This is a genomic window from Streptomyces avermitilis MA-4680 = NBRC 14893 (assembly GCF_000009765.2).
GTDB classification, from domain to species: domain Bacteria; phylum Actinomycetota; class Actinomycetes; order Streptomycetales; family Streptomycetaceae; genus Streptomyces; species Streptomyces avermitilis.
On the sequence record NC_003155.5, the window covers coordinates 7,510,945 to 7,536,256 of the forward strand.

Annotated in this window: 25 protein-coding genes; 16 read left to right on the top strand and 9 right to left on the bottom strand. The window is 70.0% G+C overall.

Features of this window, described 5'->3' with window-relative positions; translation table 11 throughout:
* The first annotated feature begins 155 nt into the window (after nt 1-155).
* The 3 genes from SAVERM_RS32175 (at nt 156) to SAVERM_RS32185 (ending at nt 2,365) form a co-directional block, all read left to right on the top strand.
* Nucleotides 156-1,016, top strand: coding sequence for a helix-turn-helix domain-containing protein (locus SAVERM_RS32175; RefSeq protein WP_010987654.1), 861 nt, complete (start codon nt 156-158; stop codon nt 1,014-1,016).
* On the top strand, nt 1,017-1,310 hold the full coding sequence (locus SAVERM_RS32180; protein WP_010987655.1) for a DUF397 domain-containing protein: 294 nt from the start codon (nt 1,017-1,019) through the stop codon (nt 1,308-1,310).
* Between the two features lie 239 nt (nt 1,311-1,549).
* Entirely contained in the window at nt 1,550-2,365 is an 816-nt protein-coding gene (locus SAVERM_RS32185; RefSeq protein WP_010987656.1) for an SAM-dependent methyltransferase, read from the top strand.
* A gap of 258 nt (nt 2,366-2,623) precedes the next feature.
* Here SAVERM_RS32185 and pdxR read toward each other — a convergent pair whose 3' ends face one another.
* The gene (pdxR, locus tag SAVERM_RS32190; protein ID WP_010987657.1) at nt 2,624-4,036 is read right to left on the bottom strand and encodes a MocR-like pyridoxine biosynthesis transcription factor PdxR; all 1,413 of its coding nucleotides are present in this window, start codon (nt 4,034-4,036) and stop codon (nt 2,624-2,626) included.
* Between the two features lie 41 nt (nt 4,037-4,077).
* On the opposite strand from pdxR, the gene SAVERM_RS32195 reads away from it, so the two are divergent.
* Nucleotides 4,078-4,593, top strand: coding sequence for a carboxymuconolactone decarboxylase family protein (locus SAVERM_RS32195; protein WP_010987658.1), 516 nt, complete (start codon nt 4,078-4,080; stop codon nt 4,591-4,593).
* Nucleotides 4,594-4,665: 72 nt separating this feature from the next.
* Here SAVERM_RS32195 and SAVERM_RS32200 read toward each other — a convergent pair whose 3' ends face one another.
* The 3 genes from SAVERM_RS32200 to SAVERM_RS32210 form a co-directional block, all read right to left on the bottom strand.
* Nucleotides 4,666-6,156, bottom strand: a complete 1,491-nt coding sequence (locus tag SAVERM_RS32200) for a glutamate synthase subunit beta (RefSeq protein WP_010987659.1) — start codon at nt 6,154-6,156, stop codon at nt 4,666-4,668.
* Between the two features lie 187 nt (nt 6,157-6,343).
* Entirely contained in the window at nt 6,344-6,823 is a 480-nt protein-coding gene (locus tag SAVERM_RS32205) for an anthrone oxygenase family protein (RefSeq protein WP_010987660.1), read from the bottom strand.
* Nucleotides 6,824-7,121: 298 nt separating this feature from the next.
* Complete coding sequence (locus SAVERM_RS32210; RefSeq protein ID WP_237529656.1) at nt 7,122-7,793, bottom strand: DUF2293 domain-containing protein; 672 nt, start codon at nt 7,791-7,793, stop codon at nt 7,122-7,124.
* A 209-nt stretch (nt 7,794-8,002) separates the two neighbouring features.
* Between SAVERM_RS32210 and SAVERM_RS32215 the strand changes: the two genes are divergently transcribed.
* The 3 genes from SAVERM_RS32215 (at nt 8,003) to SAVERM_RS32225 (ending at nt 9,686) form a co-directional block, all read left to right on the top strand.
* The gene (locus tag SAVERM_RS32215; RefSeq protein ID WP_171033214.1) at nt 8,003-8,644 is read left to right on the top strand and encodes a nucleoside/nucleotide kinase family protein; all 642 of its coding nucleotides are present in this window, start codon (nt 8,003-8,005) and stop codon (nt 8,642-8,644) included.
* A gap of 80 nt (nt 8,645-8,724) precedes the next feature.
* Nucleotides 8,725-9,120, top strand: a complete 396-nt coding sequence (locus SAVERM_RS32220) for a PPOX class F420-dependent oxidoreductase (RefSeq protein WP_037646815.1) — start codon at nt 8,725-8,727, stop codon at nt 9,118-9,120.
* A 137-nt stretch (nt 9,121-9,257) separates the two neighbouring features.
* The gene (locus tag SAVERM_RS32225) at nt 9,258-9,686 is read left to right on the top strand and encodes a CBS domain-containing protein (RefSeq protein ID WP_037646817.1); all 429 of its coding nucleotides are present in this window, start codon (nt 9,258-9,260) and stop codon (nt 9,684-9,686) included.
* Nucleotides 9,687-9,730: 44 nt separating this feature from the next.
* Here SAVERM_RS32225 and corA read toward each other — a convergent pair whose 3' ends face one another.
* Nucleotides 9,731-10,858, bottom strand: a complete 1,128-nt coding sequence (corA, locus tag SAVERM_RS32230) for a magnesium/cobalt transporter CorA (protein WP_037646819.1) — start codon at nt 10,856-10,858, stop codon at nt 9,731-9,733.
* A 211-nt stretch (nt 10,859-11,069) separates the two neighbouring features.
* Here corA and SAVERM_RS32235 point away from each other — a divergent pair, with 211 nt between their 5' ends.
* On the top strand, nt 11,070-11,864 hold the full coding sequence (locus tag SAVERM_RS32235; RefSeq protein ID WP_010987666.1) for a methyltransferase domain-containing protein: 795 nt from the start codon (nt 11,070-11,072) through the stop codon (nt 11,862-11,864).
* A 42-nt stretch (nt 11,865-11,906) separates the two neighbouring features.
* Here SAVERM_RS32235 and SAVERM_RS32240 read toward each other — a convergent pair whose 3' ends face one another.
* Nucleotides 11,907-12,851, bottom strand: a complete 945-nt coding sequence (locus SAVERM_RS32240) for a carbohydrate kinase family protein (protein WP_010987667.1) — start codon at nt 12,849-12,851, stop codon at nt 11,907-11,909.
* The gene (locus tag SAVERM_RS32245; RefSeq protein WP_010987668.1) at nt 12,848-13,753 is read right to left on the bottom strand and encodes a pseudouridine-5'-phosphate glycosidase; all 906 of its coding nucleotides are present in this window, start codon (nt 13,751-13,753) and stop codon (nt 12,848-12,850) included. Before SAVERM_RS32245 ends, SAVERM_RS32240 begins: the two co-directional genes overlap by 4 nt.
* A gap of 97 nt (nt 13,754-13,850) precedes the next feature.
* Between SAVERM_RS32245 and SAVERM_RS32250 the strand changes: the two genes are divergently transcribed.
* Together SAVERM_RS32250 and SAVERM_RS32255 are read left to right on the top strand one after the other, a co-directional pair.
* Nucleotides 13,851-14,279, top strand: coding sequence for a VOC family protein (locus SAVERM_RS32250; protein ID WP_037646822.1), 429 nt, complete (start codon nt 13,851-13,853; stop codon nt 14,277-14,279).
* Between the two features lie 102 nt (nt 14,280-14,381).
* Nucleotides 14,382-14,744 (top strand): cupin domain-containing protein, encoded by a 363-nt coding sequence (locus tag SAVERM_RS32255; RefSeq protein WP_010987670.1) that lies wholly within the window; start codon nt 14,382-14,384, stop codon nt 14,742-14,744.
* Between the two features lie 21 nt (nt 14,745-14,765).
* Here the strand turns inward: SAVERM_RS32255 and SAVERM_RS32260 are convergent, their stop codons facing one another.
* A complete protein-coding gene (locus tag SAVERM_RS32260) occupies nt 14,766-15,320 on the bottom strand; it encodes a methylated-DNA--[protein]-cysteine S-methyltransferase (protein WP_010987671.1) in 555 nt (184 codons plus the stop codon).
* Nucleotides 15,321-15,426: 106 nt separating this feature from the next.
* The gene (locus SAVERM_RS32265) at nt 15,427-16,299 is read right to left on the bottom strand and encodes a glycerophosphodiester phosphodiesterase (protein WP_010987672.1); all 873 of its coding nucleotides are present in this window, start codon (nt 16,297-16,299) and stop codon (nt 15,427-15,429) included.
* A gap of 280 nt (nt 16,300-16,579) precedes the next feature.
* On the opposite strand from SAVERM_RS32265, the gene SAVERM_RS32270 reads away from it, so the two are divergent.
* The 6 genes from SAVERM_RS32270 (at nt 16,580) to SAVERM_RS32295 (ending at nt 25,253) form a co-directional block, all read left to right on the top strand.
* Nucleotides 16,580-17,446 (top strand): MHYT domain-containing protein, encoded by an 867-nt coding sequence (locus SAVERM_RS32270; protein WP_010987673.1) that lies wholly within the window; start codon nt 16,580-16,582, stop codon nt 17,444-17,446.
* Nucleotides 17,447-17,486: 40 nt separating this feature from the next.
* Nucleotides 17,487-19,628, top strand: coding sequence for an excinuclease ABC subunit UvrB (gene uvrB / locus SAVERM_RS32275; RefSeq protein WP_010987674.1), 2,142 nt, complete (start codon nt 17,487-17,489; stop codon nt 19,626-19,628).
* A gap of 255 nt (nt 19,629-19,883) precedes the next feature.
* Nucleotides 19,884-20,462, top strand: a complete 579-nt coding sequence (locus tag SAVERM_RS32280) for a TerD family protein (protein ID WP_010987675.1) — start codon at nt 19,884-19,886, stop codon at nt 20,460-20,462.
* 80 nt (nt 20,463-20,542) lie between these two features.
* Nucleotides 20,543-22,630, top strand: a complete 2,088-nt coding sequence (locus tag SAVERM_RS32285) for a TerD family protein (protein WP_010987676.1) — start codon at nt 20,543-20,545, stop codon at nt 22,628-22,630.
* Nucleotides 22,631-22,955: 325 nt separating this feature from the next.
* Complete coding sequence (locus SAVERM_RS32290) at nt 22,956-23,945, top strand: TerC family protein (protein WP_010987677.1); 990 nt, start codon at nt 22,956-22,958, stop codon at nt 23,943-23,945.
* 207 nt (nt 23,946-24,152) lie between these two features.
* Nucleotides 24,153-25,253 (top strand): calcium:cation antiporter, encoded by a 1,101-nt coding sequence (locus SAVERM_RS32295; protein WP_010987678.1) that lies wholly within the window; start codon nt 24,153-24,155, stop codon nt 25,251-25,253.
* The last annotated feature ends 59 nt before the right edge of the window (nt 25,254-25,312 follow it).

The following is a 25,312-nucleotide window of genomic DNA, read 5'->3' on the forward strand; positions in this document are numbered from 1 at the left end:
GGCAAGAGTCACTCTGAAAATTGCAGAGTGCAGTGTGACTCCGAGAAGGGGCGTGGCACACTGCTCGCAACAGCACGCCGAGTTGCGCCAGTTGGGACTGGAAAGGGCTTTCGGGTAAAGCCGCCCGGGCTGTCAGGACTAGGTGGAGGTGCTAGGTGAGCGAACCGCGGTCCGCGCCGACGGTCGGCCAGGTCGTCCTCGGCCGGCGCCTGCTGGACCTGCGGGAACGCGCGGGTCTCAAGCGCGAGGAGGCCGCGCGCATCCTGCGTGTCGCGCCCGCCACCGTCCGCCGGATGGAGATGGCCGAGGTCTCCCTCAAGATCCCGTACCTCCAACTGCTCCTGAAGGCGTACGGAGTGGGCGAGGAGGAGGCCGAGGCCTTCGTACTGCTGGCCGAAGAGGCCAACAAACCCGGCTGGTGGCAGCGGTTCCACGACATCCTGCCCGGCTGGTTCTCGATGCACGTCAGCCTGGAGGGCGCGGCGGCCCTGATCCGCTCGTACGAACCCCACTTCGTGCCCGGACTGATGCAGACCGAGGAATACGCCCGTGTCGTTCTGAAATCGGGGGCCATCGGCCAGACCAGGCCCGAGGACGTCGACCGCTATGTGGCGCTGCGCATGCAGCGCCAGGAGCTGCTGACACGTGAGGACGCGCCCCGGATCTGGGCCGTGATGGACGAGACCGCCCTGCGTCGCCCCGTCGGCGGCCCCGAGGTGATGCGGGCCCAGATCGACAAGCTGCTCGAGGTCACGAAGCTGGCCCATGTGACGCTCCAGGTGATCCCGTTCTCCTCGGGACCGCACCCCGGCACGTACGGGCCCTTCGTACTGTTCCGATTTGCCATGCCGGAACTGCCGGACATGGTCTACAGCGAGTACCTGACCGGTGCCGTCTACCTGGACGCGCGAGCCGAGGTGGCAACCCACCTCGAGGTCATGGACCGCATGGCGGCGCAGGCCGCTACGGCACATCGCACGAAGGAGATCCTGATGGATCTCCGCAAGGAGCTGTGAATGGAACGCGCCAAGCCGCGCATACGCAACGAGCGCCCGTACAGCGAGCGCATCTCCAGCGAGCGGATCTACAACGGCATGCCCGCCCGTGAGCTGGGAAGCGAGGGCTGGCACAAGCCGTGGAGCGGAGGCAACGGCGGCAACTGCCTGGAGGCGATGAAGCTCGCCGACGGCCGGATCGCCGTACGCCAGTCCACCGACCCGGACGGGCCCGCCCTGATCTACACCCCGGACGAGATGACGGCGTTCATCCAGGGGGCGAAGGCGGGTGAGGCGGACTTCCTTCTCTCGTAAGGCTCTTGAGACCGCTCACCGGGTCTCCGAGACTTGTTGCTCAGCGCACTTCGCTACTTTTCAGTCCACTGCTTCAGTCCGCCGCTTCACTCCACGGCTTCACTCCACGGCTTCACTCCACGGCTTCATCCATTGCTTCACTTCACCGCTTCACTTCACTGGTTCAGTTCGCTGCGTCCACTTCATCACCTTGGCGTTCAGTTGATCACTAACTGTCTTAGACACTTACGGAGTTCGTCATGACCGGGCAGAACCCCGCACCGGACGAGATCGTCATCGACACCGGCAATCCGCACCCCGCACGCATGTACGACTGGTTCCTCGGCGGCAAGGACAACTACCCCGTCGACGAGGAGATGGGCCGACAACTGCTCGCCCTGGACCCCCGGGTCCCGGTGATGGCAAAGGTCAACCGCGCGTTCATGCACCGCGCCACGCGCTGGCTGGCCATGAACGGCGTACGCCAGTTCCTGGACATCGGCACCGGGATACCCACCGAGCCCAACCTCCACCAGATCGCGCAGCAGGTCGCGCCCGAGTCGCGCGTCGTCTACTGCGACAACGACCCGATCGTGCTGGCACACGCGGCAGCCCTGCTGCGCAGCACGCCCGAGGGGGTGACCGAGTACGTACAGGCCGACGTGCGGGACCCCGACACCATCGTCGAGCAGGCCGGCAAGGTCCTGGACTTCAGCAAGCCGGTGGCACTCTCGCTCGTCGCGCTGCTGCACTTCGTCTCCGACGAGGACGGCGCGTACGAACTCGTCGACCGCCTGCTGGCCGAGGTGCCCTCCGGCAGCTACCTGATGCTGTCCCACGCGACGGCGGACTTCACCCCGAAGAAGTCCGAGGAGGCGGGGGAGCTGTACAAGGCCCGCAGTCTGACGCTGGCACTGCGCAGCCGCGACGAGGTGGCCCGCTTCTTCCGCGACCTCGAACTCGTCGAGCCCGGTGTCGAGGTGCCCGACAAGTGGCGTCCCGAACTGGGCGAACCGGTGCCCGGCCAGGACGACGAGCCGATCCCCGGCTACGCGGCGGTGGGGCGTAAGCCGTGACGCTCGTACGTGGTGGTGGGGCGTAAGCCGTGACGCTCGTACGTGGTGGTGGGGCGCAAGCCGTGACGCTCGTACGTGGTGGTGGGGCGCAAGCCGTGAGGCTCGTACGTGGTGGTGGGCTGTAAGCCGTGACGCTGAGGGCGGTCCCGTGCCGGCCGTCCCGGCCGCCCGCAGGCGGACCGCCTTCGGTGAACTGCACCCCCGCTTCCCGGCAGGGCAGCGGGGGTGCAGCCACGAACGGCATCGCACAGCCGCCGCTCACCCCGGCGGCAGCGCCCCGCACAACGCCTCGACCGCCGCCCCGTACGCATGCTCCGCCGGTGTCGCGTACCCCACGACCAGCCCGTCCGTCACCGCCATCGTCGCCTCCGGGTGCCGGAACTCCGCGAGCCCGTCCAGCGCGACGCCCTGCCATGTCGCCGCCTTCACCGCGGACCGCTCCGTCCCCGGCGGCAGCCGCAGCACCGCGTGCAGCCCCGCCGCGATCCCCGTCACCTCGATGTGCGGCGCCCGCTCGGCGAGCGCGGCGACGAGCCGGTCGCGCCGCCCCCGGTACCGCTGCCGCATACGCCGCACATGACGGTCGTACGACCCGGAGACGACGAAGTCCGCGAGCGCCAGCTGGTCCAGGACGCTCACCCACGCCTCCCGCTCGCCCTTGACCGCGAGCACCGCGTCGACGTACCGCTCCGGAAGGACCATCCACCCCAGCCGCAGCGCGGGCGACAGGCTCTTGCTGACCGAGCCGATGTGGATCACCCGTTCGGGGTCGAGCCCCTGAACGGCGCCGACCGGCTTGCGGTCGTAACGGAACTCACCGTCGTAGTCGTCCTCCAGAATCACCCCGCCACGCGCGCGTGCCCAGTCGACGACCGCGGCCCGCCGCGCCGGATGCAGCGGTCCGCCGGTCGGGAACTGGTGTGCGGGCGTGAGCAGTACGGCCCGTTCCCGGCCCAACCCGCCCACCCGCGCGCCGTCTTCGTCCAACGGCAGCGGCACGGTCCGTACGGACGCGGCGGCCAGCAGCTCACGGTGGAAGCCGAGGCCGTACGACTCGACCGCCAGCGGGCCCTTGAGCACGCCGGGGAAGAGCAGCCGCAGTGCGTGCGCGAAGCCGGAGCAGATCACGATCCGGTCAGGCTCCGTCCGCACCCCACGCGCGCGTGCCAGGTACGCGGCGAGCGCCTGCCGCAGCTCGATCCGGCCCGCGGGATCGCCCGGCCCGAAGACCTCGTTGGGGGCCTGCTGGAGCGCCCGCCGGTACGACGCGAGCCACGCCGCGCGCGGGAACGACGACGCGTCCGGCGTGCCCTGCCGCAGATCGTGCCGTGGCCCACGCGCGCGCGGCGGCAGCTTTTTCGGTACGCGCGCGTGGGCACCGCCGAGCGGCGCGGCGCGGTCGGCGACACGCGTGCCCGAGCCCTGACGTGCGGTCAGCCAGCCCTCGGCGACGAGTTCGGCGTACGCGTCGGCGACCGTGTTGCGGGCCACGCCCAGGTCGGCGGCGAGCGAACGGTAGGGCGGCAGGCGAGTGCCCGGCGCGAGCCTCCCGCTGCGCACCGCCTCACGCAGCGCCCGAATCAGCGAAGCCCGGCGCCCGCCCGCCGCCGACAGCTCAAGATGCAGGTCGGCGCCGATGCGCTCCGCCGAATTGACCCATGATTCCGCCATAGAAATGAACCATACGGCAGGTCTTTGGCCGCCGTAGATTCATGGTCATGACGACGAACACGACCCACACGACCCACACGACGAACACGACCGACACGGTGGACACGACCGGCTCTCGCCTCAACTTCGCGAAGGCCGCCCCGAAGGTCTTCCGCGCGCTCATCGGCTTCGACGCGGCGGCCCGCGAGGGAATCGACCCGGCCCTCGTCGAACTCATCCAGATCCGCGCCTCGCACCTCAACCACTGCGCGTACTGCCTCCACATGCACACCAACGACGCACGCAAGGCCGGGGAGAGCGAGGATCGGCTGCACATGGTGGCGGTGTGGCGCGAGGCCCGCCACTTCTTCACCCCGAAGGAGCAGGCGGCCCTCGCCCTGACGGAGGCGGTGACCCTGGTCGCCGACGCGGGCGTCCCCGCCGACGTCTACGCCGAAGCCGCCGCCCACTTCCCCGAGGAGGAACTGGCCCACGTCCTCGCCCTGATCCTCACGATCAACACATGGAACCGGGTCGCCCTGTCGACGGGAAAGGTGGCCGGCACGGACGAACGCTGACGGACGAACGCTGACGGAGAACGCCGACGGACGAACGCCGATGGCTGTGGCGAGGTGGGTGGCCGACGTGGGCTACGCCCTCATCGGCCGGTCGTACGGCCCTATCGGCGCCGGCAGCTTCGACGCGGCGCCCGTCAGCCGGCGGTCCACCGCCGCCGCCACCGCTCGCCCCTCCGCGATCGCCCACACGATCAGCGACTGTCCGCGCGCCGCGTCCCCGGCCGCGAACACCCCGGGGACATTGGTCGCGAAGTCCGCGTCCCGAGTGATCGTGCCGCGCGGGTCGAGTGCGAGACCGAGCTGGTCGACCAGCCCGTCGTCCCGGTCGGGACCGGAGAAACCGAGAGCGAGCAGAACGAGGTCGGCGGGCAGCGTACGCCCGGAGCCGGGCAGCGGCCGACGCCGCGCGTCGACCTCGACCAGGTGCAAGGCCCGCACATGCCCCGCCGCGTCCCCGGCGAAGCGGAGCGTGGACGCCGCGAACAGTCGTGCGTCCGCGTCCGCCGCGGGCGCCGTCTTCAGGTCACGGGCTTCCTCGTGCGCGGGCGACATCCGGTAGATCTTCGGATACACCGGCCACGGCTCGATGTCCTCGTCCCGCTCCGCCTCGGGCAGCGGATAGATGTCGAGCTGGGTCACGGACGCCGCGCCCTCGCGCACCGCGGTTCCCAGGCAGTCCGCGCCGGTGTCGCCTCCGCCCACGATGATGACGTGCTTGCCGGCCGCAGACAGCGGCGAGACCTCCAGATCCCCCTCGCACACCCGGTCGGCCAGCGGCAGATACTCCATCGCCTGATGAATGCCGGCCAACTCCCGTCCGGGTACGTCCAGTTCCCTCCAGGCCGTCGCGCCCACGGCAAGGACCACGGCGTCGTACCGCGCCCGCAGCTCCTCCGCCCCGATGTCCCGCCCGATCGCCGTCGACGTGCGGAACTTCGTTCCCTCGTCCCGCATTTGTTCGAGCCGTTGGTTCAGATGCCGCTTCTCCATCTTGAAGGCCGGTATCCCGTACCGCAGCAGCCCGCCGATCCGGTCGGCCCGCTCGAACACCGCGACCGTGTGCCCGGCCCGCGTCAACTGCTGCGCCGCGGCAAGGCCAGTGGGGCCCGAGCCGACGACCGCGACCGTCCTCCCGGACAGCCGCTCCGGCGGACACGGCGGCGTGAACCCGTCCGCCCACGCCCGATCCGCGATGGCGACCTCGACGTTCTTGATGGTGACCGCGGGCTGGTTGATGGCCAGCACACACCCCGCCTCGCACGGCGCGGGACACAACCGCCCGGTGAACTCGGGAAAGTTGTTCGTGGCATGCAGCCGGTCGCTCGCGGCACGCCAGTCCTCCCGCGAGACCAGGTCGTTCCACTCGGGAATCAGATTGCCCAGCGGACAGGCCTCATGACAGAAGGGGACCCCGCAGTCCATGCAGCGGTCGGCCTGCCGACTGATGATCGGCAGCAGCGCGCCGGGGACGTACACCTCGTCCCAGTCCCGCACCCGTTCCTCGACGGGCCGGCGGGGCCATTCCTCGCGCGGTGTGGTGAGAAAACCCTTGGGATCGGCCATGGCCGTCTCCCTTGTGCACACATAAAGGGGCGTTTCGTATGGCCACGATACGACTCCGCCGCCCGGCCCGCCGCTCGGCACCGACCGGGAACCGTGCCAGGCGGCACCGGCCGAGAACCTGGTGAGACCTGGTGGGCCCTGGTGAGACGCACCCGGCCGAGAGCCTCGTGGCGCGGTGCCGGCCGGCTCAGGTGAGCGCGAGGACGTACGACACGGCGGCGCCGGCCGACGCGACCGCACGGATGTGGTTCCAGATCGTCCACTCGCGCACGTACGAACGCCAGTACGTGGCGGTCTCCGGGGCGCCCGGATCCATCTTGAGGAGCGCGTCATTGCGGGGCACATTCGCGACGGCCGTCACTCCGAACGTACCGAACAGATACAGCCCGCTGCCCACCAGCAGTTCCACCGTGCCCGCGTCGGGCCACAGCACGAACGTGACCACGGCGAGCACGGCACACAGCACCGCCGAGCCGACGAACACGATCATGAAGGCGGGGGTCAGCGCGGCGACGTTGATCGCGTTCATCGCGGCGACGCCCTGCGCGGGCGGCAGCGAGGCAAGCCCCTTCATCACGAACGTCGAGAACCCGCAGAACACCCCGGCCACCAGCCCGGTCCCGAGCACCCCGAGCACCGTCAGTACGAAGTACGGCCCGTCGATCATGTCAACTCCCGCATAGTTCCCCCGAGCCCCAAGATCCTGCCCACCCGACCGCCCGGTCACTGCCGGCGAATCCACCGCTGGCGAATCCACTGCCGGCGAATCCACTGCCGGCGAATCCGCTGCAGGCGCATCCATCACCAGTGAATCTCCGCAGGAGCCTCACCGACCATGGCCGTATCTCGCGAAGCCATACGCGAGCGTCCAGGGAGGAGGACATGGGGGGAGAGGGGGGCGCGGGGGAGGAGGGGGGCACGGGGGAAAGGAGGGGACGCGGGGAGAAGTACGCCGGGGAACGGGCTCAAGGTGGCGCCCCGCCCCACTCCCGTAACGTCGCCTCCACCACCCCCGCGATCCGTCGCCGCGCCTCATGCCGCGGCACCCCGCTCATCAGCAGCCGGTCGTACGGCGTCTCCTTGTGCCGCACGGACGCCCGCACCGCCGAGGCCACCGCCGTCCCCGACAACGCACGCCCCGCAGCGCTGCGCCCGACCCGCCCACTTCCCCGCAGTGACGCATGCGCGGCGATCGCCAACGCCCGCTCGGCCGGACAGCGGGGATACAGCCGCCGGATCTCCCGCGCGAAGGCGTCCGTGAACCGTACGTCCTCCGCTGCCCGCCGCCGAGCGTCCCGCACCCGGCGCCGCCGCCGCGCCTCCGCGTCGGCCAGACACCGCTCCTCGGCCAGCGCCAGCGCCGCCTCCTCGACTAGCACCCCCTGCCGCTCGTACCGACTCTTTCGCCGGTTGAACCGAACCACCACCGCCGACAGCCCACTCTCCTCCCGCGACCGCCGAGTCAGCGCGGAGTGCCCCCGCGGCAGAAACACCAGATGCCCGAGGTCGGCACAGTCCAGACACCGAGGTGCGCCCTCCTCCCACACCAACAGCGAACGCGGCCCGCTCCGACACTCGGCACAGAGGCGTCGCGTGATCGGCTGAATGACCAGAAGTACCGGCGCGGAACGGCGCAGCCCGCCGTCCCCCCACCCCTCCGCCCCCCACCCCGCCCCCGCCCTCTGTCCCCTCGTCTCGTCGGCCGTCATGCCCGCGGCCGGGCCGTCATGTCCGCAACCGGACCGGACCGTCATACCCGCGACCGGGCCGCTCCCCCCGCCCACGGACGCACTCCGCGCCGGGCTCAGCGCAACGGTCGGCCGGCTCCCTGTCGGCGCGCGGCATGATGGGCGGTGTGCGACTCGAAGCGATCACCTGGGAACGGCTCGGCGACCTCCTCGCCGACCGTCTGCTCGACCTGAAACCGGACGACGGCAGCCCCTGGCCGCGCATCGCCTTCGACGGAGCCCCGGCCGCCCGCCCCGGCGACCTCGCTCAGCGGGTGTCCGAGGCGCTGCGCATACGCGGCCGTCCTTCGCTCGTCGTCGGCGCGGCCGACTTCCTGCGCCCCGCCTCGCTGCGGTTCGAGTACGGCCACCGGGACATCGAGGCCTACTACGACGGCTGGCTCGACACCGGCGCCCTGTGGCGTGAGGTGTTCGGTCCCCTGGAAGCCGGCGGCAGCGGCCGCGTCCTGCCCGACCTCTGGGACCCGCTCACCGACCGCGCCACCCGCAGCCCCTACGCCCAACTACCGCCCGGCGGTGCCCTGTTGCTGCACGGCCCCCTCCTTCTCCGGCACTGGTTCCCCTTCGATCTGACCGTCCACCTACTCCTTTCCCCGGGTGCCCTGCGCCGCCGTACCCCCGAATCCGAGCACTGGACCCTCCCCGCCTACGAGCGCTACGAGGCCGAGGTGGACCCGGTCGCCGCGGTCGACATCCTGGTACGCGCGGACGACCCCCGGCACCCGGCGTGGCGCGGCTGACCGAGCGGATATGGCGTGGTCGGCCGAGCCTGTACCCCCAAGACCTTTTGCATGCATGTGCATGTAGTTACTCTGGTCCCATGACACTCTCCTTCGACGACTCGGTCCGCACCCTCCTCGACGGCAAGAACTTCGCCGGCGTCGCCACCCTCGGTCCCGACGGCGCTCCCCAGAACTCGGTGGTCTGGATCAAGCGCGAGGGCGACACCGTCCTCTTCTCCTCGACCGCAGGCCGCCAGAAAGTGCGCAACCTGCGACGGGATCCCCGCATCAGCCTCTCGGTCTTCGACCTCGCCAACCCCTATACCTCGGTCGAGATCCGCGGCACCGCCGAGATCCTTCCCGACGAGAACAAGCGCCTCCCGTACGAGCTCTCGCACAAATACCTCGGCATCGATCCGCCGGCGGAGAAGGACGACGAGGTGCGTGTGATCATCCGCGTCGTCCCGCAGAAGATCGTGGGCTTCTCGGCGTAGGGCCCGGCCCCACCGACGGCCACCCGGAACCACGAACCTCCGGGTGCGTACCGCTGCGGACACGGCGAGAATGAAAGGCGCCGGGACTAGCGGTGTGTCCCGCGCCGCGCCGGCCGTCCGGCACCGGGAGGTACTTCATGACCACCGCCGGAGAAATCATGCACCGTGGTGCCCAGTGGATTCCCGCCCACGAAACCCTGGACCGCGCCGCCCAGCTGATGCGCGAGCTCAACGTCGGAGCCCTGCCCATCAGCGACGAGAACGAACGGCTCTGCGGCATCCTCACCGACCGCGACATCGTCGTCGGCTGCGTGGCCATGGGGCGCGACCCGGCACGGGTGACCGCGGGCGAGATGGCCCAGGGCACCCCGCGCTGGATCGATGCGAGTGCCGACGTCACTGAAGTGCTCGACGAGATGCAGGGGCACCAGATCCGCCGGCTTCCCGTCATCGAGGACAAGCGCCTCGTCGGCATGATCAGCGAGGCCGACCTGGCCCAGCATCTGACGGACGACCAGATCGCCGTGTGGGTCGAGAGCGTCTACGCGAGGAGCGTGACGCACTGACCCGGCTGGTCTTCCGGTCCCCAGCCGCCCACTGCCTCGCCGCGTCACAGCCAGTCGTTGCGCTTGAAGCCCCGGTACAGAGTGACGCAGCCCACGGCTATGACGGCCATGACCATCGGGTAGCCGAACCTCCAGTGCAGCTCGGGCATGAACTCGAAGTTCATGCCGTACACACCGCACACCATCGTCGGCACCGCGATGAGCGAGGCCCACGCGGTGATCTTCCGCATGTCCTCGTTCTGCGCGACGCTGACCTGCGCGAGATGCGCTTGCAGGATCGAGTTGAGCAGTTCGTCGAACGCGGCGATCTGCTCGGACACCCGCAGCAGGTGGTCGGAGACGTCCCGGAAGTACGCCTGTATCTCCTGGTCGATCACTCGGATCGGCCGGGTGGCCAGCTCCTGTACGGGGCGGCTGAGTGGCATCACCGCTCGCTTCAGTTCCAGGAGTTCGCGCTTGAGCTGGTAGATGCGTCCCGCGTCGACCCGCGCACCGCTCGCCGCGAACACATCCGTCTCGACCTGGTCGATGTCCTCCTGCACCGCGTCCGTGACGCTCAGATAGTCGTCGACGACATGGTCCGCGATCGCATGCAGCACCGCGGCCGGCCCCTTGGCGAGCTGCTGCGGTGTGGCCTCCAGCTCCTCGCGCAGGGGGCCGAGAGAACCATGCCGGCCGTGCCGCACCGTGATCACGAAGGCGGGGCCGATGAACACCATGATCTCGCCCGTGTTCACCACCTCACTCGTCGCGGTCAGCTCCGTGTGCTCGACGTAGCAGACCGTCTTGAAGACCGCGAACAGCGTCTCCCCGTACCGCTCCAGCTTCGGGCGCTGATGAGCCTCCACCGCGTCCTCGACCGCCAGCGGATGCAGGTCGAACAGCTCGGCGATGCCCGCGAACTCCTGGTCCGTCGGCTCGTGCAGCCCGAGCCAGACGAAGCCGTCGTCCTTCTTGCGGACCCGCTCCACGGCCTCGACCAGATCGTGACCGCCCGGCATCCGTACGCCGTCCTGATACATCACGCAGTTCACCACCGCGGAGCCCAGGGGCGACCTGGCGGGGTGACTCAGGTCGACCCGCGCACGGCGTTGCGCCAGCCGTGCCACCTTGCGAAGGCCCCCGACCCTGTCGAGGCCTGTGACCTTCCGCAGATTCCCTGCCATGGACATCCGGATCTCCTTGCGTGGATCTCTCCGCGCCGCACCTTGCGCCTTCGCGGGCCAGTCTGCCAGTCCGGTTCGAGCGCCGGAAAAGCCTGTGGGAACGGAATGTTCCGCTTCGGTATGGCGGTTGTGAGACGACCGTGTGCCGCGATTGTGCGCAGAAGGGCGCGGAGCGTCGCCCCGCACGGACAAGTCGGTCAACTGGGATGATCTCGTCATGACGCGAACCGACGGGTATCTCCTCGACAACCGGCAGCCCGAGGCGGGGCAGAGTTACGACGCCGTCGCCGCCGTCTTCGACCCCACGACGTTCCGGCACATCGAGGGCTTCGGCATCGGGTCCGGCTGGCGCTGCTGGGAAGTCGGCGCAAGCGGCACGTCCGTGATCTCCTGGCTGGCCAAGAAGGTCGGACCGACGGGGAAGGTTGTCGCGACGGACACCGACACCTCGTGCGCGGCGTCGGCCGCGCGCCATCCGGTCGAGGTGCGCACGCACGACGTGGGGGTGGAGGAGCCGCCGGGGGAGGGCTTCGACCTCGTGCACGCCCGCCTCGTACTGGTCCATGTTCCGGACCAGGAGCGGGCGTTGCGGTCGATGGTCAAGGCGCTCCGGCCGGGCGGACGGCTGCTGCTCGAGGACGCCGACCCGGCGCTCCAGCCGCTGCTGTGCCCCGACGAGCACGGCCCCGAGCAGCAGCTGGCGAACCGCCTGCGCGACGGATTCCGCTTGCTGCTGGCCGAGCGCGGCGTCGACCTCTCGTACGGTCGTAAGCTCCCTCGCCTGCTCCGTGCGGCAGGTCTGCGCCGAGTGGAGGCCGACGCGCACTTCCCCGTCACCTCGCCCGCCTGCGCCACCCTCGAGGCCGCGACGATCCGTCAGATCCGGGACCAGCTGGTCTCCTCAGGCCATGCCACGAACGCGGACATCGACCTCCACCTGGCCAATGTGGCGGCCGGCGCCATGGACCTGGCCACGGCCCCGATGATCTCGGCGTGGGGCCGCAAGGCGTGAGGGGCGGGGGGAAGCGTTCCCGGTTCTTCGTCATGCCGCACCTCAATCGAGTTTGACCGCACCCCTGTTCTGGCGCGTGCCGCTCGGCGGTCTCCCGCCCACCCCTGCCACCGCGGCAGCACCCGCCCGGCACCCTTCCGCCGCGGCCTGGGCGGGTTCCACGCCGACCAGGAGGGCCGCGAGGAAGGCGCCCGTGAAGGCGTCGCCCGCGCCTGTCGTGTCCCGAGGCGTCGCGGGCGTTGCCGGTACCCGCGCCCGGACGGCGCCCGCCTCTGCCACCAGCGCTCCCTCCGCGCCCTGCTTGGCGACCACCAGGGGAACGTGGCGGCTCAACTTGGCCGCCGCGTCCGCCGGATCGGGCAACCCGGTCAGCAGACAGGCCTCGTCGCGGCTGGGCAGCAGGACGTCCACCCCCTCGATGAGGGCCAGGAAGCGGTCCACTCCAAGCTCCGCCAGGAACCCCGCCGACGCCGGATCAAGACTCACCGGCACCCCACGCGCGCGTGCCGATTCCAACGCCGCCGCCACCAGCGCCCGACTCTGCTCCGAGAACAGCAGATAACCCGACAGATGCAGTCGTACGACACCGTCGAGCAGCGCGTTCGACCAGTCCCCGGGCGCCAGCCGCAGCGAGGCCCCGCTGTCCGTCAGGAAGGTGCGCTCGGCCGAAGCGCCCGTGTCCACCAGACAGATCACCGTTCCTGTCGGCACGTCGGGATCGACGACCAGACGAGGACGTACCCCCGAAGCCGTCAGCTCCCGCTCGTGCCAGGCGGCCCCGTCGGCCCCCACCCGCCCGAGCAGCCGTACGTCCGCCCAGCCCCAATGAGCCGCCCAGCAGGCAACGTTGGCGCCCGCGCCACCCGGCACCGTCCGGATGGCGGCGGCCGTGTCGGTGCCCGACGCGAGCGGCCCCCGGTGCCGCGCGACGACATCAGTGACGACGTCACCGACGACGAGCAGCGCCCCGGCGCCGGGAGCGTTCATGCCCCGGCCCAGGCCGCCGCGATCCGCCCCGCGAGGCGTACGTTGCCCCGTACCGCCGCCAGGTTGGCGCTCAGCGAGGCACCCTCGGTGTGGCGTACCAGGTAGTCGAGGAGGAACGGGGTGACCGCCTGGCCCGTGACGCCCTCCGCCTCGCACGCGTGCAGCGCGTCGGCGAGTACGCGCGCGTGGAGCTCGGGATCGAGCTGTTCGTCCTCGGGGACGGGATGGGCGACGATGAGCGCCGACTCCGGGCCGTCGAGCGCGTCCTGCGCGCGCATGACATCCGCGACCTGCCGCGGCGACCGAAGCGTCCAGTCCACCGGATACCCGGAGTCGGACAGATAGAAGCCGGGAAAGCGCGCCGTGCCGTACCCGGCCACCGCGACTCCCAGGGTCTCCAGCCGCTGCAGCGTCGCGGGCACGTCCAGGATGGACTTCACGCCCGCGCACACCACCGTGATCCGGGTGCGTGCCAGCAGTCCCAGGTCGGCCGACTCGTCCTGCGTCACCGTCCACTCGCGGTGCACCCCGCCGAGACCGCCCGTCGCGAACACCCGTACGCCCGCGAGGGCCGCCAGCAGAGCAGTCGCCGACACCGTGGTCGCGCCGCTCGCGCCCGCCGCCACCGCGAGCGGCAGATCGCGATGCCCCAGCTTGCGGATCCCGTCCTCGTTGGCGACCCGCTCCAGCTGTTCCTTGTCCAGGCCGACACGGGGATGCCCGTCGAGCACGGCGATCGTCGCGGGCACGGCACCCTCCTGCCGTACGACGTCCTCCAGCTCCAGAGCGACCTGGAGATTGCGCGGACGCGGCAGCCCGTGCGCGATGATCGTGGACTCCAGAGCCACCACCGGCCGGTGCGCGGCGAGCGCCTCCCGTACCTCTTCGGACACCACCAGCACGCGCGCCTCCTGTCTGTCGGTCTTTCCTCATCTCTGGCGGGCGGCGCGCCCGGCCAAACCCTTGCGAGCTGTGGGGGACGGCACCAGCCTGAGGGGTATGACGGACAACTCGCCACGTCTCGACCATGTCGTCCTCTGGGTACGGGACCCGGTGGCCGCGGCCGACTTCTACGAGAAGACGGTCGGCCTCGAACCCCTTCGGGTCCCCGGTTTCGCCGCGGGGAAGGACCCGTTCCCCTCGGTGCGCCTCAACGAGGAGACGATCTTCGACCTCGCCCCGCTCTCCCTGGTGGAGCACATGAACATGCTCCCTGGGGCCGCCGACAGCGCCGGGCACCCCGTCAACCATGTGTGCCTGTCCCTTCAGAGGGACGATTTCGACGCCCTACGGGCGCGCCTGGAGGATCGGACGGTCCCGGTCTCGGACTTCTCGTACGACTCCTTCGGCGCCCGGGGAAAGGCCAAGCGCAGCTTCTACTTCCGTGACCCGGACGGCAACGTCTTCGAGGCACGACACTACGAGTAGGCGCCGGGGGCACCGCATCACCGGGGCCGCCCCGACGCACGGGCAGGGCATGGGTGCGGCCGGTCGCCGGAGGCAGCGGCCGTCCGGCTAGGGTGACCGGCCATGACCACGAACGCCCAGTCCACCCCGTCCTTCGCCGTCCACATCCCCGACGCGGAACTCGAAGCGGAGCCGCTCGACCCGGCCCAGATCGTCTCCGGCGCCCCGGTCGTGACGGGCAAGGTGCTGTGGGAATCCGCCGACGGCAAGCAGGTGCGGGGCATCTGGCAGATCACGCCGGGCGTGGTGACCGACACCGAGGCGAACGAACTCTTCGTGGTCGTGAGCGGCCGCGCCACGATCGAGGTCGAGGGCGGCGCCGTCATCGAGGTCGGACCGGGCGACGCGGCGGTCCTGCGCGAGGGTGACCGGACGACCTGGACCGTGCACGAGACGCTCCGCAAGGCGTACCACATCAGCCTCTGACGCCCTTCCCCGTAGAGCTCCTCAGAACAGCGGTTCCGGCAGCACCCCTTCGAGCGCCAGCAGCTTCCGCTTGGCCTCCAGCCCGCCGCCGAACCCCCCGATGCCACCGTCGCTCTCGACCACCCGGTGACACGGGACGACCACCGGCAGCGGATTCGAGCCCATGGCCATGCCCACTGCCTGCGCCGCGCCCGGCTGACCGACCCGCCGGGCCAGGTCGCCGTACCCCACGACCGCGCCGTACGGCACGCCGGACGCCAGCTCGCGCAGCACCTGGCGGTTGAAGCCGGAGATCAGGGACCAGTCCAAGGGCAGCTCGAAGTCGCGCCGCTCACCCGCGAAGTACGCCGTCACCTGGCGTATCGCCTCGGCCAGGAACGGGGAGCCGGGATCCTCGACGGGCTCTGAACCGAGCCGGGACGCGAGCCGCTCCAGCGCCTTGTCGCGCACCGCGTCCGTCGCGTGGAACACCACGTTCACCAGGCCGTCGCCGGTCGCGGCGAGCAGCAGCGGACCGATGTCCGTGCCGACGACGGCCCACACGACCTGCTGCTCGCTGCGCTCAACACTCTTCATGCGCCCACCGTACGGCGCGCCACTGACAACCCCCGGGGGTGCGGACACGGCCCATGTCCGCACCCCCGGGTGAAGGAACGGTTCCACAGGAGGGTGGACGGCCGGTTCAGTACGCGGTCACCGCCCGCCGGACCACGTCGGGAGTGTTCGTGATGATGCCGTCCACGCCGTAGCGGGTGACACGGCGCGCCGTGTCACCGCTGTTCACGGTCCAGGTGAGGATCTCCAGCGGCTTGCCGTGCGGTCCGTCGAACGAGTGGAGCGCGGAGACGTAACCGGCCGAGATCGAGGTGTACGAGGCGTTGATCTGGTCGGCGAACTCCGCGTACGCGGGCAGGGCCGCGATCGACGGCGTGCCCAGGTAACCGGTCTTGATGCCGGGGCGCAGCCGGTGGACCGTGCGCAGGCTCCCGATGCTGAAGCTCTGCACGATCAGCCGCCTCTTGAGGCGACCGGGCTTGAGCCACCCCTCGTTGCCGAGCAGCCTGAGGGTCTGACGCTCGATGCCCGGATAGAGCTCCGGGTTCTTGATCTCCAAAACGAGTTTTTGATGGTTGCGCGAGACGCGGTTCATGTACTGCTTCAGCGTCGGCACGCGTGTGCCCTTGTACCGGGAGCCGAACCAACTGCCCGCATCGAGACGCGAGATCTCCTCGGCGGTGAAGTCCTTCACCTTCCAGGGTGCCCGGTTCGGATACACCTGTTCGACGTCGGTTGTGCGCGCAAGAGTGTCGTCGTGGATGACGACGAGTTCACCGTCCCTGGTGCGCTGTACGTCGTTCTCGACCCAGCTGAAGCCCATGGCGGCCGCTTTGTCGATCGAGGCCAGGGTGTTCTCGGGCGCGTACGCGGAGGCCCCGCGGTGGGAGACGATCACCGGGCCGTCGCCGGCCGCGGCCCCGGCGTGAGGCGTGGGGAGTATGGCGACGGTGGCCCCGATAAGCGCGGTGGTCGTGGCGGCGGCAACGCGCGCGTGCATGCGTACTCCTCGCGTCGAGCAATCACGGACAGCACAAGAGTGACAGCAGACGGTCATCGGAAGCGGAGTGCAGGATGGGCACAGATTGAATGGTGTTGCCCAAATCCGTTCACAGGCGCCACACAACCGGGGTAGGCGCGTGTTTCTTTGCCGGAAAATCGTTCGACCATTCCGGTGGGGGTCATACTCTCTGCGTCAACCCTGGCCGTTGTGGCGGTACTGGGGGCGGAGGTATTCACCGGGATTTCAGGACGCGACAGGGTGGGGAGGACGGCCGCGCATGCAGGGCACCGTCGACGGCTTCAGCTACGGACTCGTCACACCGCTGGTGGCGTACCTCATGGCCTTCCTGGGCGGTGCGCTCGGGCTGCGCTGCACCACCCGGTCGATGCTGGTCGCCCGGTCCTGGCGGGCCGGCTGGCTCGCCCTAGGGTCGGCCGCGATCGGCTCCGGCATATGGACGATGCACTTCATCGCGATGATGGGGTTCAGCGTCAAGGAAACCCCCATCCACTACGACCAGGCGACCACGTTCGCGAGCCTGGGCGTCGCCATCCTCATGGTCGGCGTAGGGATCTTCATAGTCGGATACCGGGGGGCTTCCGGAGCGGCTCTTTTCACCGGGGGCACGATCACCGGTCTGGGAGTCGCCTCGATGCACTACCTGGGCATGGCCGGGATGCGCCTCAACGGAAAGCTCGAGTACAACACCCTCACCGTCTCCGCCTCCGTGGTGATAGCGGTCGTGGCCGCGATCGCCGCGCTCTGGGCGGCCGGACAGGTGCGCGGCTTCATGTGGAGTGTGGGCGCCAGTCTCGTCATGGGGCTCGCCGTCAGCGGTATGCACTACACCGGCATGGCCGCCCTCAGCGTCCATCTGCACGGCTCGGCCGGCGCACCGGCGGGCGACTCGCCCGCCGCCCTGCTCGCCCCATTGATGATCGGTCCGCTCGTCTTCCTGTGTCTGGCCGGCGTCGTCGTACTGTTCGACCCGATGATGGTCATGGGCAAGCCCGACTGGACCCCCACCGAGAACAGGCCGGGCGTCCCCGCCCACCCCACCGTCACCCACACCGGCCGGCGCCCCGCGTCCCGCCCCGGCGAGCGCCATGGACACCGCGGCCCCCGCACCCCGCAGCGCTGGTGATCGGACCCCGTTGTCAGTGCGGGGTCGTACGGTGGATTGCATGCGGCCCGTTTCCAAGATCGAACGCACGGTGGCGCCCTTCGAGGTCGTCAGTCCCTACCAGCCCAGCGGCGACCAGCCGGCGGCCATCGCTGAGCTCGACCGACGTATCCGTGCAGGTGAGAAGGACGTCGTCCTGCTCGGCGCGACCGGCACCGGCAAGTCCGCCACCACCGCGTGGATGATCGAGAAGCTCCAGCGCCCCACCCTCGTGATGGCGCCGAACAAGACACTGGCCGCCCAGCTGGCCAACGAGTTCCGCGAGCTGCTGCCGAACAACGCCGTCGAATACTTCGTCTCGTACTACGACTACTACCAGCCCGAGGCGTACGTCCCGCAGTCGGACACCTACATCGAGAAGGACTCCTCGATCAACGAGGAGGTCGAGCGCCTGCGCCACTCCGCGACCAACTCGCTGCTCACCCGCCGCGATGTCGTCGTGGTCGCCTCGGTCTCCTGCATCTACGGCCTGGGTACTCCGCAGGAGTACGTGGACCGGATGGTCCCGCTCAGGGTCGGCGACGAGGTCGACCGCGACGACCTGCTGCGCCGCTTCGTCGACATCCAGTACACGCGCAACGACCTGGCCTTCACCCGGGGCACCTTCCGGGTCCGCGGCGACACCATCGAGATCTTCCCGGTCTACGAGGAGCTGGCCGTCCGCATCGAGATGTTCGGCGACGAGATCGAGGCGCTCTCCACCCTGCACCCGCTCACCGGCGAGATCATCAGCGACGACCAGCATCTGTACGTCTTCCCGGCCTCCCACTACGTCGCGGGCCCCGAACGCCTGGAGCGGGCCGCCAACGACATCGAGAAGGAGCTGGGGGAGCGCCTCACCGAGCTGGAGAAGCAGGGCAAGCTCCTGGAGGCCCAGCGCTTGAGGATGCGGACGACGTACGACCTCGAGATGCTCCGCCAGATCGGGTCCTGCTCCGGCGTCGAGAACTACTCGATGCACTTCGACGGCCGCGAGCCCGGCTCCCCGCCGAACACGCTGCTCGACTACTTCCCGGACGACTTCCTGCTCGTCATCGACGAGTCGCACGTCACCGTGCCGCAGATCGGCGCCATGTACGAAGGAGACGCCTCCCGCAAGCGCACCCTCGTCGACCACGGCTTCCGCCTGCCTTCCGCCCTGGACAACCGCCCCCTGAAGTGGGAGGAGTTCCAGGAGCGCATCGGCCAGGCCGTCTATCTGTCGGCGACGCCGGGCAAGTACGAGCTCTCGCGCGGGGACGGTTTCGTCGAGCAGATCATCCGCCCCACCGGCCTCATCGACCCCGAGGTCGTGGTCAAGCCCACCGAGGGCCAGATCGACGATCTGGTGCACGAGATCCGCAAGCGCACCGAGAAGGACGAGCGCGTCCTGGTCACCACGCTCACCAAGAAGATGGCCGAGGACCTCACCGACTACTTCCTCGAACTGGGCATTCAGGTCCGCTACCTGCACAGCGACGTCGACACCCTGCGCCGCGTCGAGCTGCTGCGCGAACTGCGCGCCGGTGAGTACGACGTACTGGTCGGCATCAACCTGCTGCGTGAGGGCCTCGACCTGCCCGAGGTCTCCCTGGTGGCGATCCTCGACGCCGACAAGGAGGGCTTCCTGCGCTCCGGAACGTCGCTGATCCAGACCATCGGCCGCGCGGCGCGCAATGTGTCCGGCCAGGTCCACATGTACGCCGACAAGATCACCCCGGCGATGGAGAAGGCGATCGACGAGACCAATCGCCGCCGGGAGAAGCAGGTCGCGTACAACAAGGAGAAGGGCATCGACCCGCAGCCACTCCGCAAGAAGATCAACGACATCGTGGCGCAGATCGCCCGCGAGGACATCGACACGGAGCAACTGCTCGGCTCGGGCTATCGCCAGGCGAAGGACGGCAAGGGCGCGAAGGCACCGGTGCCGTCACTCGGCGGAAAGGCGGCGGCCAAGGGCGCCAAGTCCGCCAAGGGCAAGGCCAAGGAGACGGTGCCGACCGACCGTCCGGCGGCGAAACTCGCCGAGGAGATCGAGGAACTGACCAACCGCATGCGCGCCGCCGCGGCCGACCTTCAGTTCGAGATCGCGGCCCGGCTGCGTGACGAGGTCTCCGAGATGAAGAAGGAGCTGCGGCAGATGAAGGAGGCGGGCCTGGCCTGACGGGCACGCACGGGTGCCGGCCACGCCCGGGCCGGCACCCCGAACCGCCCCGTCCGACCGCCCCCCGATCCGCTGCCCTGCACCGTTCCCCGTCGTACCGCGGCTCCGCTGTCCGCGGTGCTCGCGCACACCGCTGTGTTGCAAGACCGACACAAACGGCGGCCCGGGGTTCGGCACTGTCAGTGGCGCTGCGTAGGGTTTTGGTTATCCGCGGGCTCCGCGGCAACAGGGGACAGTTCGAGAGGGGATCAGCGCGTGACGGTCAACATGACCAAGGGTCAGGCCATCAGTCTGCAGAAGAATGACGGGGGCACCCTGACCGCGGTGCGCATGGGGCTCGGCTGGCAGGCGGCCCCCCGGCGCGGCCTGTTCGGCTCGCGCACCCGGGAGATCGACCTCGACGCGTCCGCCGTGCTGTTCGCGGACAAGCAGCCGGTCGACGTGGTGTTCTTCCGCCACCTCGTCAGCGACGACGGCTCCGTGCGACACACCGGCGACAACCTGGTCGGTGGTGTCGGCCAGGGCGGCGACGACGAGGCGATCCTCGTCGACCTGCAGCGCCTCCCGGTCCACATCGACCAGATCGTCTTCACCGTGAACTCGTTCACCGGCCAGACCTTCCAGGAGGTGCAGAACGCGTTCTGCCGTCTGGTCGACGAAACCAACGGCGAGGAGCTCGCGCGGTACACGCTGGCGGGCGGCGGCCAGTACACGGCCCAGATCATGGCGAAGGTGCACCGGGCGGGTGCGGGCTGGCAGATGACCGCCCTGGGCACGCCCAGCAACGGCCGTACTTTCCAGGACCTGATGCCGGCGATCCTGCCGCACCTGTAAGGGGTTCGGCGCGGCAGACGGACACGACGAGCAGCGGCGCGGCGCGCAGCGGACGCGGTGACAGCAGGGGGACGAAGGCGATGACGGCCGAGCTGGTCCGGGGGCAGAACCATCCGCTCCCCCAGGCCCGACTTGAGGTCCGGGTATCTGCCGGCACACCGATCGTGGCCGGGGCCACGCTCGGCGACGAGCAGGGCAAGGTCCGCGGCGTCGAGTGGGTGGCCCATCCGGGTGCGCCCACGCTGCCCGGCCTCGAGGTCTCCAAGCAGGCGGCGGCCGACCACCGCCTCGCCTTCGACCTGGACGCCCTGCCAGGGACCGTGCACCGCGTGCATGTACTGCTCGCCCTGCCGACGGGAGGCGGTGGCCCGGCCCGGTTCGGCGCCGTCGCGGCCCCCTTCGTCGCGGTCACCGGACTCGACGGCGCCGAGATCGCCAGCTACACGATCACCGGACTGAATGCCGAGTCGGCGGTGGTGGCTCTGGAGCTCTACCGCAGACAGGACGCCTGGAAGGTGCGCGCGGTCGGTCAGGGATACGCGGGCGGTCTCGCCGAGCTCTTCGCCGACCAGGGACTGCCGCAGGCACAGCAGCTCGCGGCCGGCATCAACGAAGCAGTGGCCCAAGGTCTGGCGCGTTCGGTGGCGGCACCGCCACGCCTGCCGGACGGGGAGCGCACGCCCCCCGCCGCCTCCGCCCCGGGCTCGGACCAGACGCACGCCCGACCGGTATCGCAGGGCGCAGCGCAGGTCGCCGCCGACCACGTACAGCCGCACCAGGGGACCCCCGGCAGGCCCCAGCCCGGCTCGCCGTACGACGGCGCGGGCCCGCAGAGCGGTGCGGCACCGCAGCCAGATCACGCCGCCGGCCGTTCGGTGCCGCAGGAAGGGCACCCCGGCGCTCCCGTCCGGCCGGACTCCGCCGCCGCCCGGCCCGCAACGCCCGGCGCGGGCGGCCCGATCGACTACAGCCACCCCGCCCGGCAGAACGTCGCGCCCCCGCCGCCCCCGCCGCCGGCCGCGCCGGGGCATTCCGCACAGCCCGTCGCGGGAGACGCGACCGGCTGGACCATGGAGGAGCGGCTCTACAACCAGGTGTGGGGCATGTTCGAGGACCTGGCGCGCGCCACGGCCGCGTACCGCAGCGCCGTCGACTTCGCGGACTCCCGCAGGGAACAGGAGCTCGACAAGGCCCTGTCGGATCCGCGCAGCCGCATCGGCGGGCAGGGCGACGCCGTGCGGGAGGCGGCCCAGGCCAAGCACGCCCAACTCGTCGACCAGGCCCGCGCGGCACTCGACCGCGACCTCGCCCAGCTCATGGCCGAGTCGGACGTCGTCGAGCCCGCGCTGCCCCCGGCTTACGCGCGCTGGGACAATCCGGTCTGGCACGGCTACCGGGTGCCGATGGAGACCCCCATGGCCGTGCGCCTGGGCGATCTCCACCTCCCGGAGAGCGAAGGACTGCGCATCCCCATGCTGGTCAGGCTGCCGTTGGAGCGCGGTCTGTGGATCGACAGCGGCCGCGCCGGATCCCGTGACGGCTCGCTCGCCGACGCCGACGAGCTGCGCCGCCTCGCCATGGACACGGCGGTGGCGCATGCCGCGCGGCTGCTCGCCGTCCATCCGGCGGGCGAGTTCACCGTGCACGTCATCGACCCGGCCGGCTCGGGCGCCTCCGCGCTCGCGCCCCTGACACAGTCCGGGGTGCTCGCCGACCCGCCCGCTGTCGGTGCCGCGGGCGTGGCGGACATGCTGGCCCGGCTCATCCAGCGCGTCGACCTGGTGCAGATGGCGGTGCGCGGCGGCGCGGCCGACTCGCTGCCCCCCGACCTGGACACGGCCGAACAGCTACTGATCGTCAACGACTTTCCGCACGGCTTCGACGACCGTGCCGTGACCCAGCTGCGCTATCTCGCGGACGAGGGCCCGGCCGTCGGCGTCCATCTGATGATGGTCGCCGACCGGGAGGACGCCGCCGCCTACGGGCCGCTGCTCGACCCGCTCTGGCGCTCGCTGCTACGCCTCACTCCCGTCCCCGACGAACACCTCGCCGACCCGTGGGTGGGCCATGCCTGGACGTACGAGCCTGTGACGGTGCCGCCGGGCAGCCAGGTACTGCACCAGGTGCTCGCGCACATCGCGGCGGCTCGCCGCGCATGGAACCGCTGACGACAGGCTGGACGCGTCGAGCACTGGCCGAGGCTCCCTCCTCCAAGACCCAAGCCCCAAGAGCGGGTAAAGATGCCCTGACCAGGCAACTTGGGATTTTCTTTGCTAATTCCTTTACCTTTCCTTGGTGATTCGGGTACTGTCTTTCGTACGGAGGGGAGTACTCCCTACCTGCTGCGGCGTACCCGTCAATACGGATCAGGCCAGATCCCGGGGCGTCGGCCCGCAGGCGCTGGGCGCATCAAGCGTCCCGGCCGTCTCGGGTGGAAGAGACCTCCGGTAGCGACGACGCTGAAATCTGCCGTTACGTACTGCCGGAGGCGCAGTGGATGTTTCCCTGACCCTGTGGGTCCTGACAATCGTGGGCCTTGGCGCCCTCATCGCGGTCGACTTCTTCATCGGCCGTAAACCGCACGACGTGTCGATCAAGGAAGCCGGCACCTGGACCATCGTCTGGATCGTCCTCGCCGGACTCTTCGGCCTGGGACTGCTCGTCTTCTCCGGCGGTCAGCCGGCCGGAGAGTTCTTCGCCGGCTTCATCACCGAGAAGTCTCTGAGCGTCGACAACCTCTTCGTCTTCGTCCTGATCATGGCGAAGTTCGCGGTGCCCTCGCAGTACCAGCAGCGAGTGCTTCTCATCGGTGTCCTCATAGCCCTCGTCCTGCGGGCGATCTTCATCGCCGCGGGTGCCGCGATCATCTCCAGCTTCGCGTGGGTCTTCTACATATTCGGCGCGTTCCTGATCTACACCGCCTGGAAGCTCATCCAGGAGGCCAGGGCTGACGAGCCGGAGGAGGAGTTCGAGGAGAACAGGCTGCTCAAGGCCGCGGAGAAGCGCTTCGGCGTGGCCGACCGCTATCACGGCACGAAGCTGTGGATCGAGCAGAACGGCAAGCGGGTCATGACACCGATGCTGGTCGTCGTGCTCGCGATCGGCACCACGGACGTGCTCTTCGCGCTCGACTCGATCCCCGCGATCTTCGGCCTGACGCAGGATCCGTACATCGTGTTCACCGCCAACGCGTTCGCGCTGATGGGCCTGAGGCAGCTGTACTTCCTGATCGGCGGGCTGCTCAGGAAGCTGGTCCACCTCTCCTACGGTCTGTCCGTCATCCTCGGCTTCATCGGCATCAAACTGGTGCTGCACGCGCTGCACGAGTCCGGCGTCCACGTACCCGAGATCTCCGTCCCGGCCTCCCTCGGTGTGATCTGCTCGGTCCTCGTCATCACCACGATCACCAGCCTGATCGCCTCCAGGAAGCAGGCGGCGCAGAAGCAGACCGAAGGCGCTCCGAAGGACAGCATCGACGTCTGACCGCGTCGAGGACAGGAACACCAGGGCGGCCGGGCAGTCGGCCTCTCAGTGGACGAGGCCGCCGTTCATCGACGGCGACGTGCGTGAGATGACCGACCCGAAGAAGTGCCCGGCCCGCTGCCCTCAACCCGGCCCGGGCCCCGCGCGGTCGGCGTGCGGGGCCCGGGCCGGAGTGCGGGGTCCGGGCGGGCCTGGGACGATCGCCGCATGATCGTTCGGCTCCGGTCCCTTGTGATGCAGTGGACGGCCGTCGTGCCCGTGGCCGCGATCGTCCTGCTTGCCCTCACCTGGGGCCGCGACCTGCCCGGCGCGGTCGTCGCACTGGTGACGCTGGTACTGGCCGGAGCCGTGCTGGCCGCCGTGCATCACGCCGAGGTCGTCGCGCACCGGGTCGGTGAACCCTTCGGCTCACTCGTCCTCGCCGTCGCCGTGACGATCATCGAGGTCGCGCTGATCGTCACCCTGATGGCGGACGGCGGCGGCAAGAGCGCGACCCTGGCGCGCGACACGGTGTTCGCCGCCGTGATGATCACCTGCAACGGCATCGTGGGGATCTGCCTGCTGGTCGCCTCGCTGCGCCACGGGCTCGCGGTCTTCAACGCGGAGGGCACCGGAGCCGCCCTGGCGACGGTCGCGACGCTGGCCACGCTCAGCCTGGTGTTCCCGACCTTCACGACCAGCAAGCCGGGCCCGGAGTTCTCCACGACCCAGCTCACCTTCGCCGCGCTCGCCTCACTGATCCTGTACGGACTGTTCGTGACGACGCAGACCGTGCGCCACCGCGACTACTTCCTGCCGATCACCCGGCACGGCGAGGTGATCGACGCGGAGACCCACGCCGACGCGCCCACCGCCCGAACCGCAGGCATCAGCCTCGGACTGCTCGGCCTCGCCCTGGTAGGTGTCGTCGGCCTCGCCAAGGGGGTGTCGCCCACCATCGAATCCGGCGTGGAGGCGGCCGGAATGCCGCAGTCCGTGGTCGGCGTGATCATCGCGCTGCTCGTGCTGCTCCCCGAGACCATCGCTGCGCTGAGGTCCGCCCGCCGCGACCGGGTACAGACCAGCCTGAACCTCGCCCTCGGCTCGGCGATGGCCAGCATCGGCCTGACGATCCCCGCCGTCGCCCTCGCATCCGTCTGGCTCTCCGGCCCCCTGGTGCTCGGCCTCGGCTCCACGCACATGGTGCTGCTCCTGCTGACCGTGGTAGTGAGCTCCCTGACCGTGGTACCGGGCCGCGCCACACCGCTCCAGGGCGGTGTGCACCTGGTGGTGTTCGCCGCGTACTTGGAGCTGGCGGTCAATCCGTAGGCCGCGCTCGGGCGAGATGCGGCGGGCGCCCCCGGGTCCCGGCGTTCGGGTCCCGGCGT

Bases quoted from the DNA above. Each gene is read 5' to 3' on its own strand.
- uvrB (WP_010987674.1), top strand. From the start codon at position 17,487: ATGCGGCCCGTTTCCAAGATCGAACGCACGGTGGCGCCCTTCGAGGTC.
- SAVERM_RS32215 (WP_171033214.1), top strand. From the start codon at position 8,003: ATGGGCGGTGTGCGACTCGAAGCGATCACCTGGGAACGGCTCGGCGAC.
- SAVERM_RS32250 (WP_037646822.1), top strand. From the start codon at position 13,851: ATGACGGACAACTCGCCACGTCTCGACCATGTCGTCCTCTGGGTACGG.
- SAVERM_RS32240 (WP_010987667.1), bottom strand. From the start codon at position 12,851: ATGAACGCTCCCGGCGCCGGGGCGCTGCTCGTCGTCGGTGACGTCGTC.
- SAVERM_RS32195 (WP_010987658.1), top strand. From the start codon at position 4,078: ATGGTCATGACGACGAACACGACCCACACGACCCACACGACGAACACG.
- pdxR (WP_010987657.1), bottom strand. From the start codon at position 4,036: ATGGCGGAATCATGGGTCAATTCGGCGGAGCGCATCGGCGCCGACCTG.
- SAVERM_RS32270 (WP_010987673.1), top strand. From the start codon at position 16,580: ATGCAGGGCACCGTCGACGGCTTCAGCTACGGACTCGTCACACCGCTG.
- SAVERM_RS32185 (WP_010987656.1), top strand. From the start codon at position 1,550: ATGACCGGGCAGAACCCCGCACCGGACGAGATCGTCATCGACACCGGC.
- SAVERM_RS32265 (WP_010987672.1), bottom strand. From the start codon at position 16,299: ATGCACGCGCGCGTTGCCGCCGCCACGACCACCGCGCTTATCGGGGCC.
- SAVERM_RS32255 (WP_010987670.1), top strand. From the start codon at position 14,382: ATGACCACGAACGCCCAGTCCACCCCGTCCTTCGCCGTCCACATCCCC.
- corA (WP_037646819.1), bottom strand. From the start codon at position 10,858: ATGTCCATGGCAGGGAATCTGCGGAAGGTCACAGGCCTCGACAGGGTC.
- SAVERM_RS32295 (WP_010987678.1), top strand. From the start codon at position 24,153: ATGATCGTTCGGCTCCGGTCCCTTGTGATGCAGTGGACGGCCGTCGTG.
- SAVERM_RS32205 (WP_010987660.1), bottom strand. From the start codon at position 6,823: ATGATCGACGGGCCGTACTTCGTACTGACGGTGCTCGGGGTGCTCGGG.
- SAVERM_RS32260 (WP_010987671.1), bottom strand. From the start codon at position 15,320: ATGAAGAGTGTTGAGCGCAGCGAGCAGCAGGTCGTGTGGGCCGTCGTC.
- SAVERM_RS32235 (WP_010987666.1), top strand. From the start codon at position 11,070: ATGACGCGAACCGACGGGTATCTCCTCGACAACCGGCAGCCCGAGGCG.
- SAVERM_RS32200 (WP_010987659.1), bottom strand. From the start codon at position 6,156: ATGGCCGATCCCAAGGGTTTTCTCACCACACCGCGCGAGGAATGGCCC.
- SAVERM_RS32180 (WP_010987655.1), top strand. From the start codon at position 1,017: ATGGAACGCGCCAAGCCGCGCATACGCAACGAGCGCCCGTACAGCGAG.
- SAVERM_RS32285 (WP_010987676.1), top strand. From the start codon at position 20,543: ATGACGGCCGAGCTGGTCCGGGGGCAGAACCATCCGCTCCCCCAGGCC.
- SAVERM_RS32220 (WP_037646815.1), top strand. From the start codon at position 8,725: ATGACACTCTCCTTCGACGACTCGGTCCGCACCCTCCTCGACGGCAAG.
- SAVERM_RS32225 (WP_037646817.1), top strand. From the start codon at position 9,258: ATGACCACCGCCGGAGAAATCATGCACCGTGGTGCCCAGTGGATTCCC.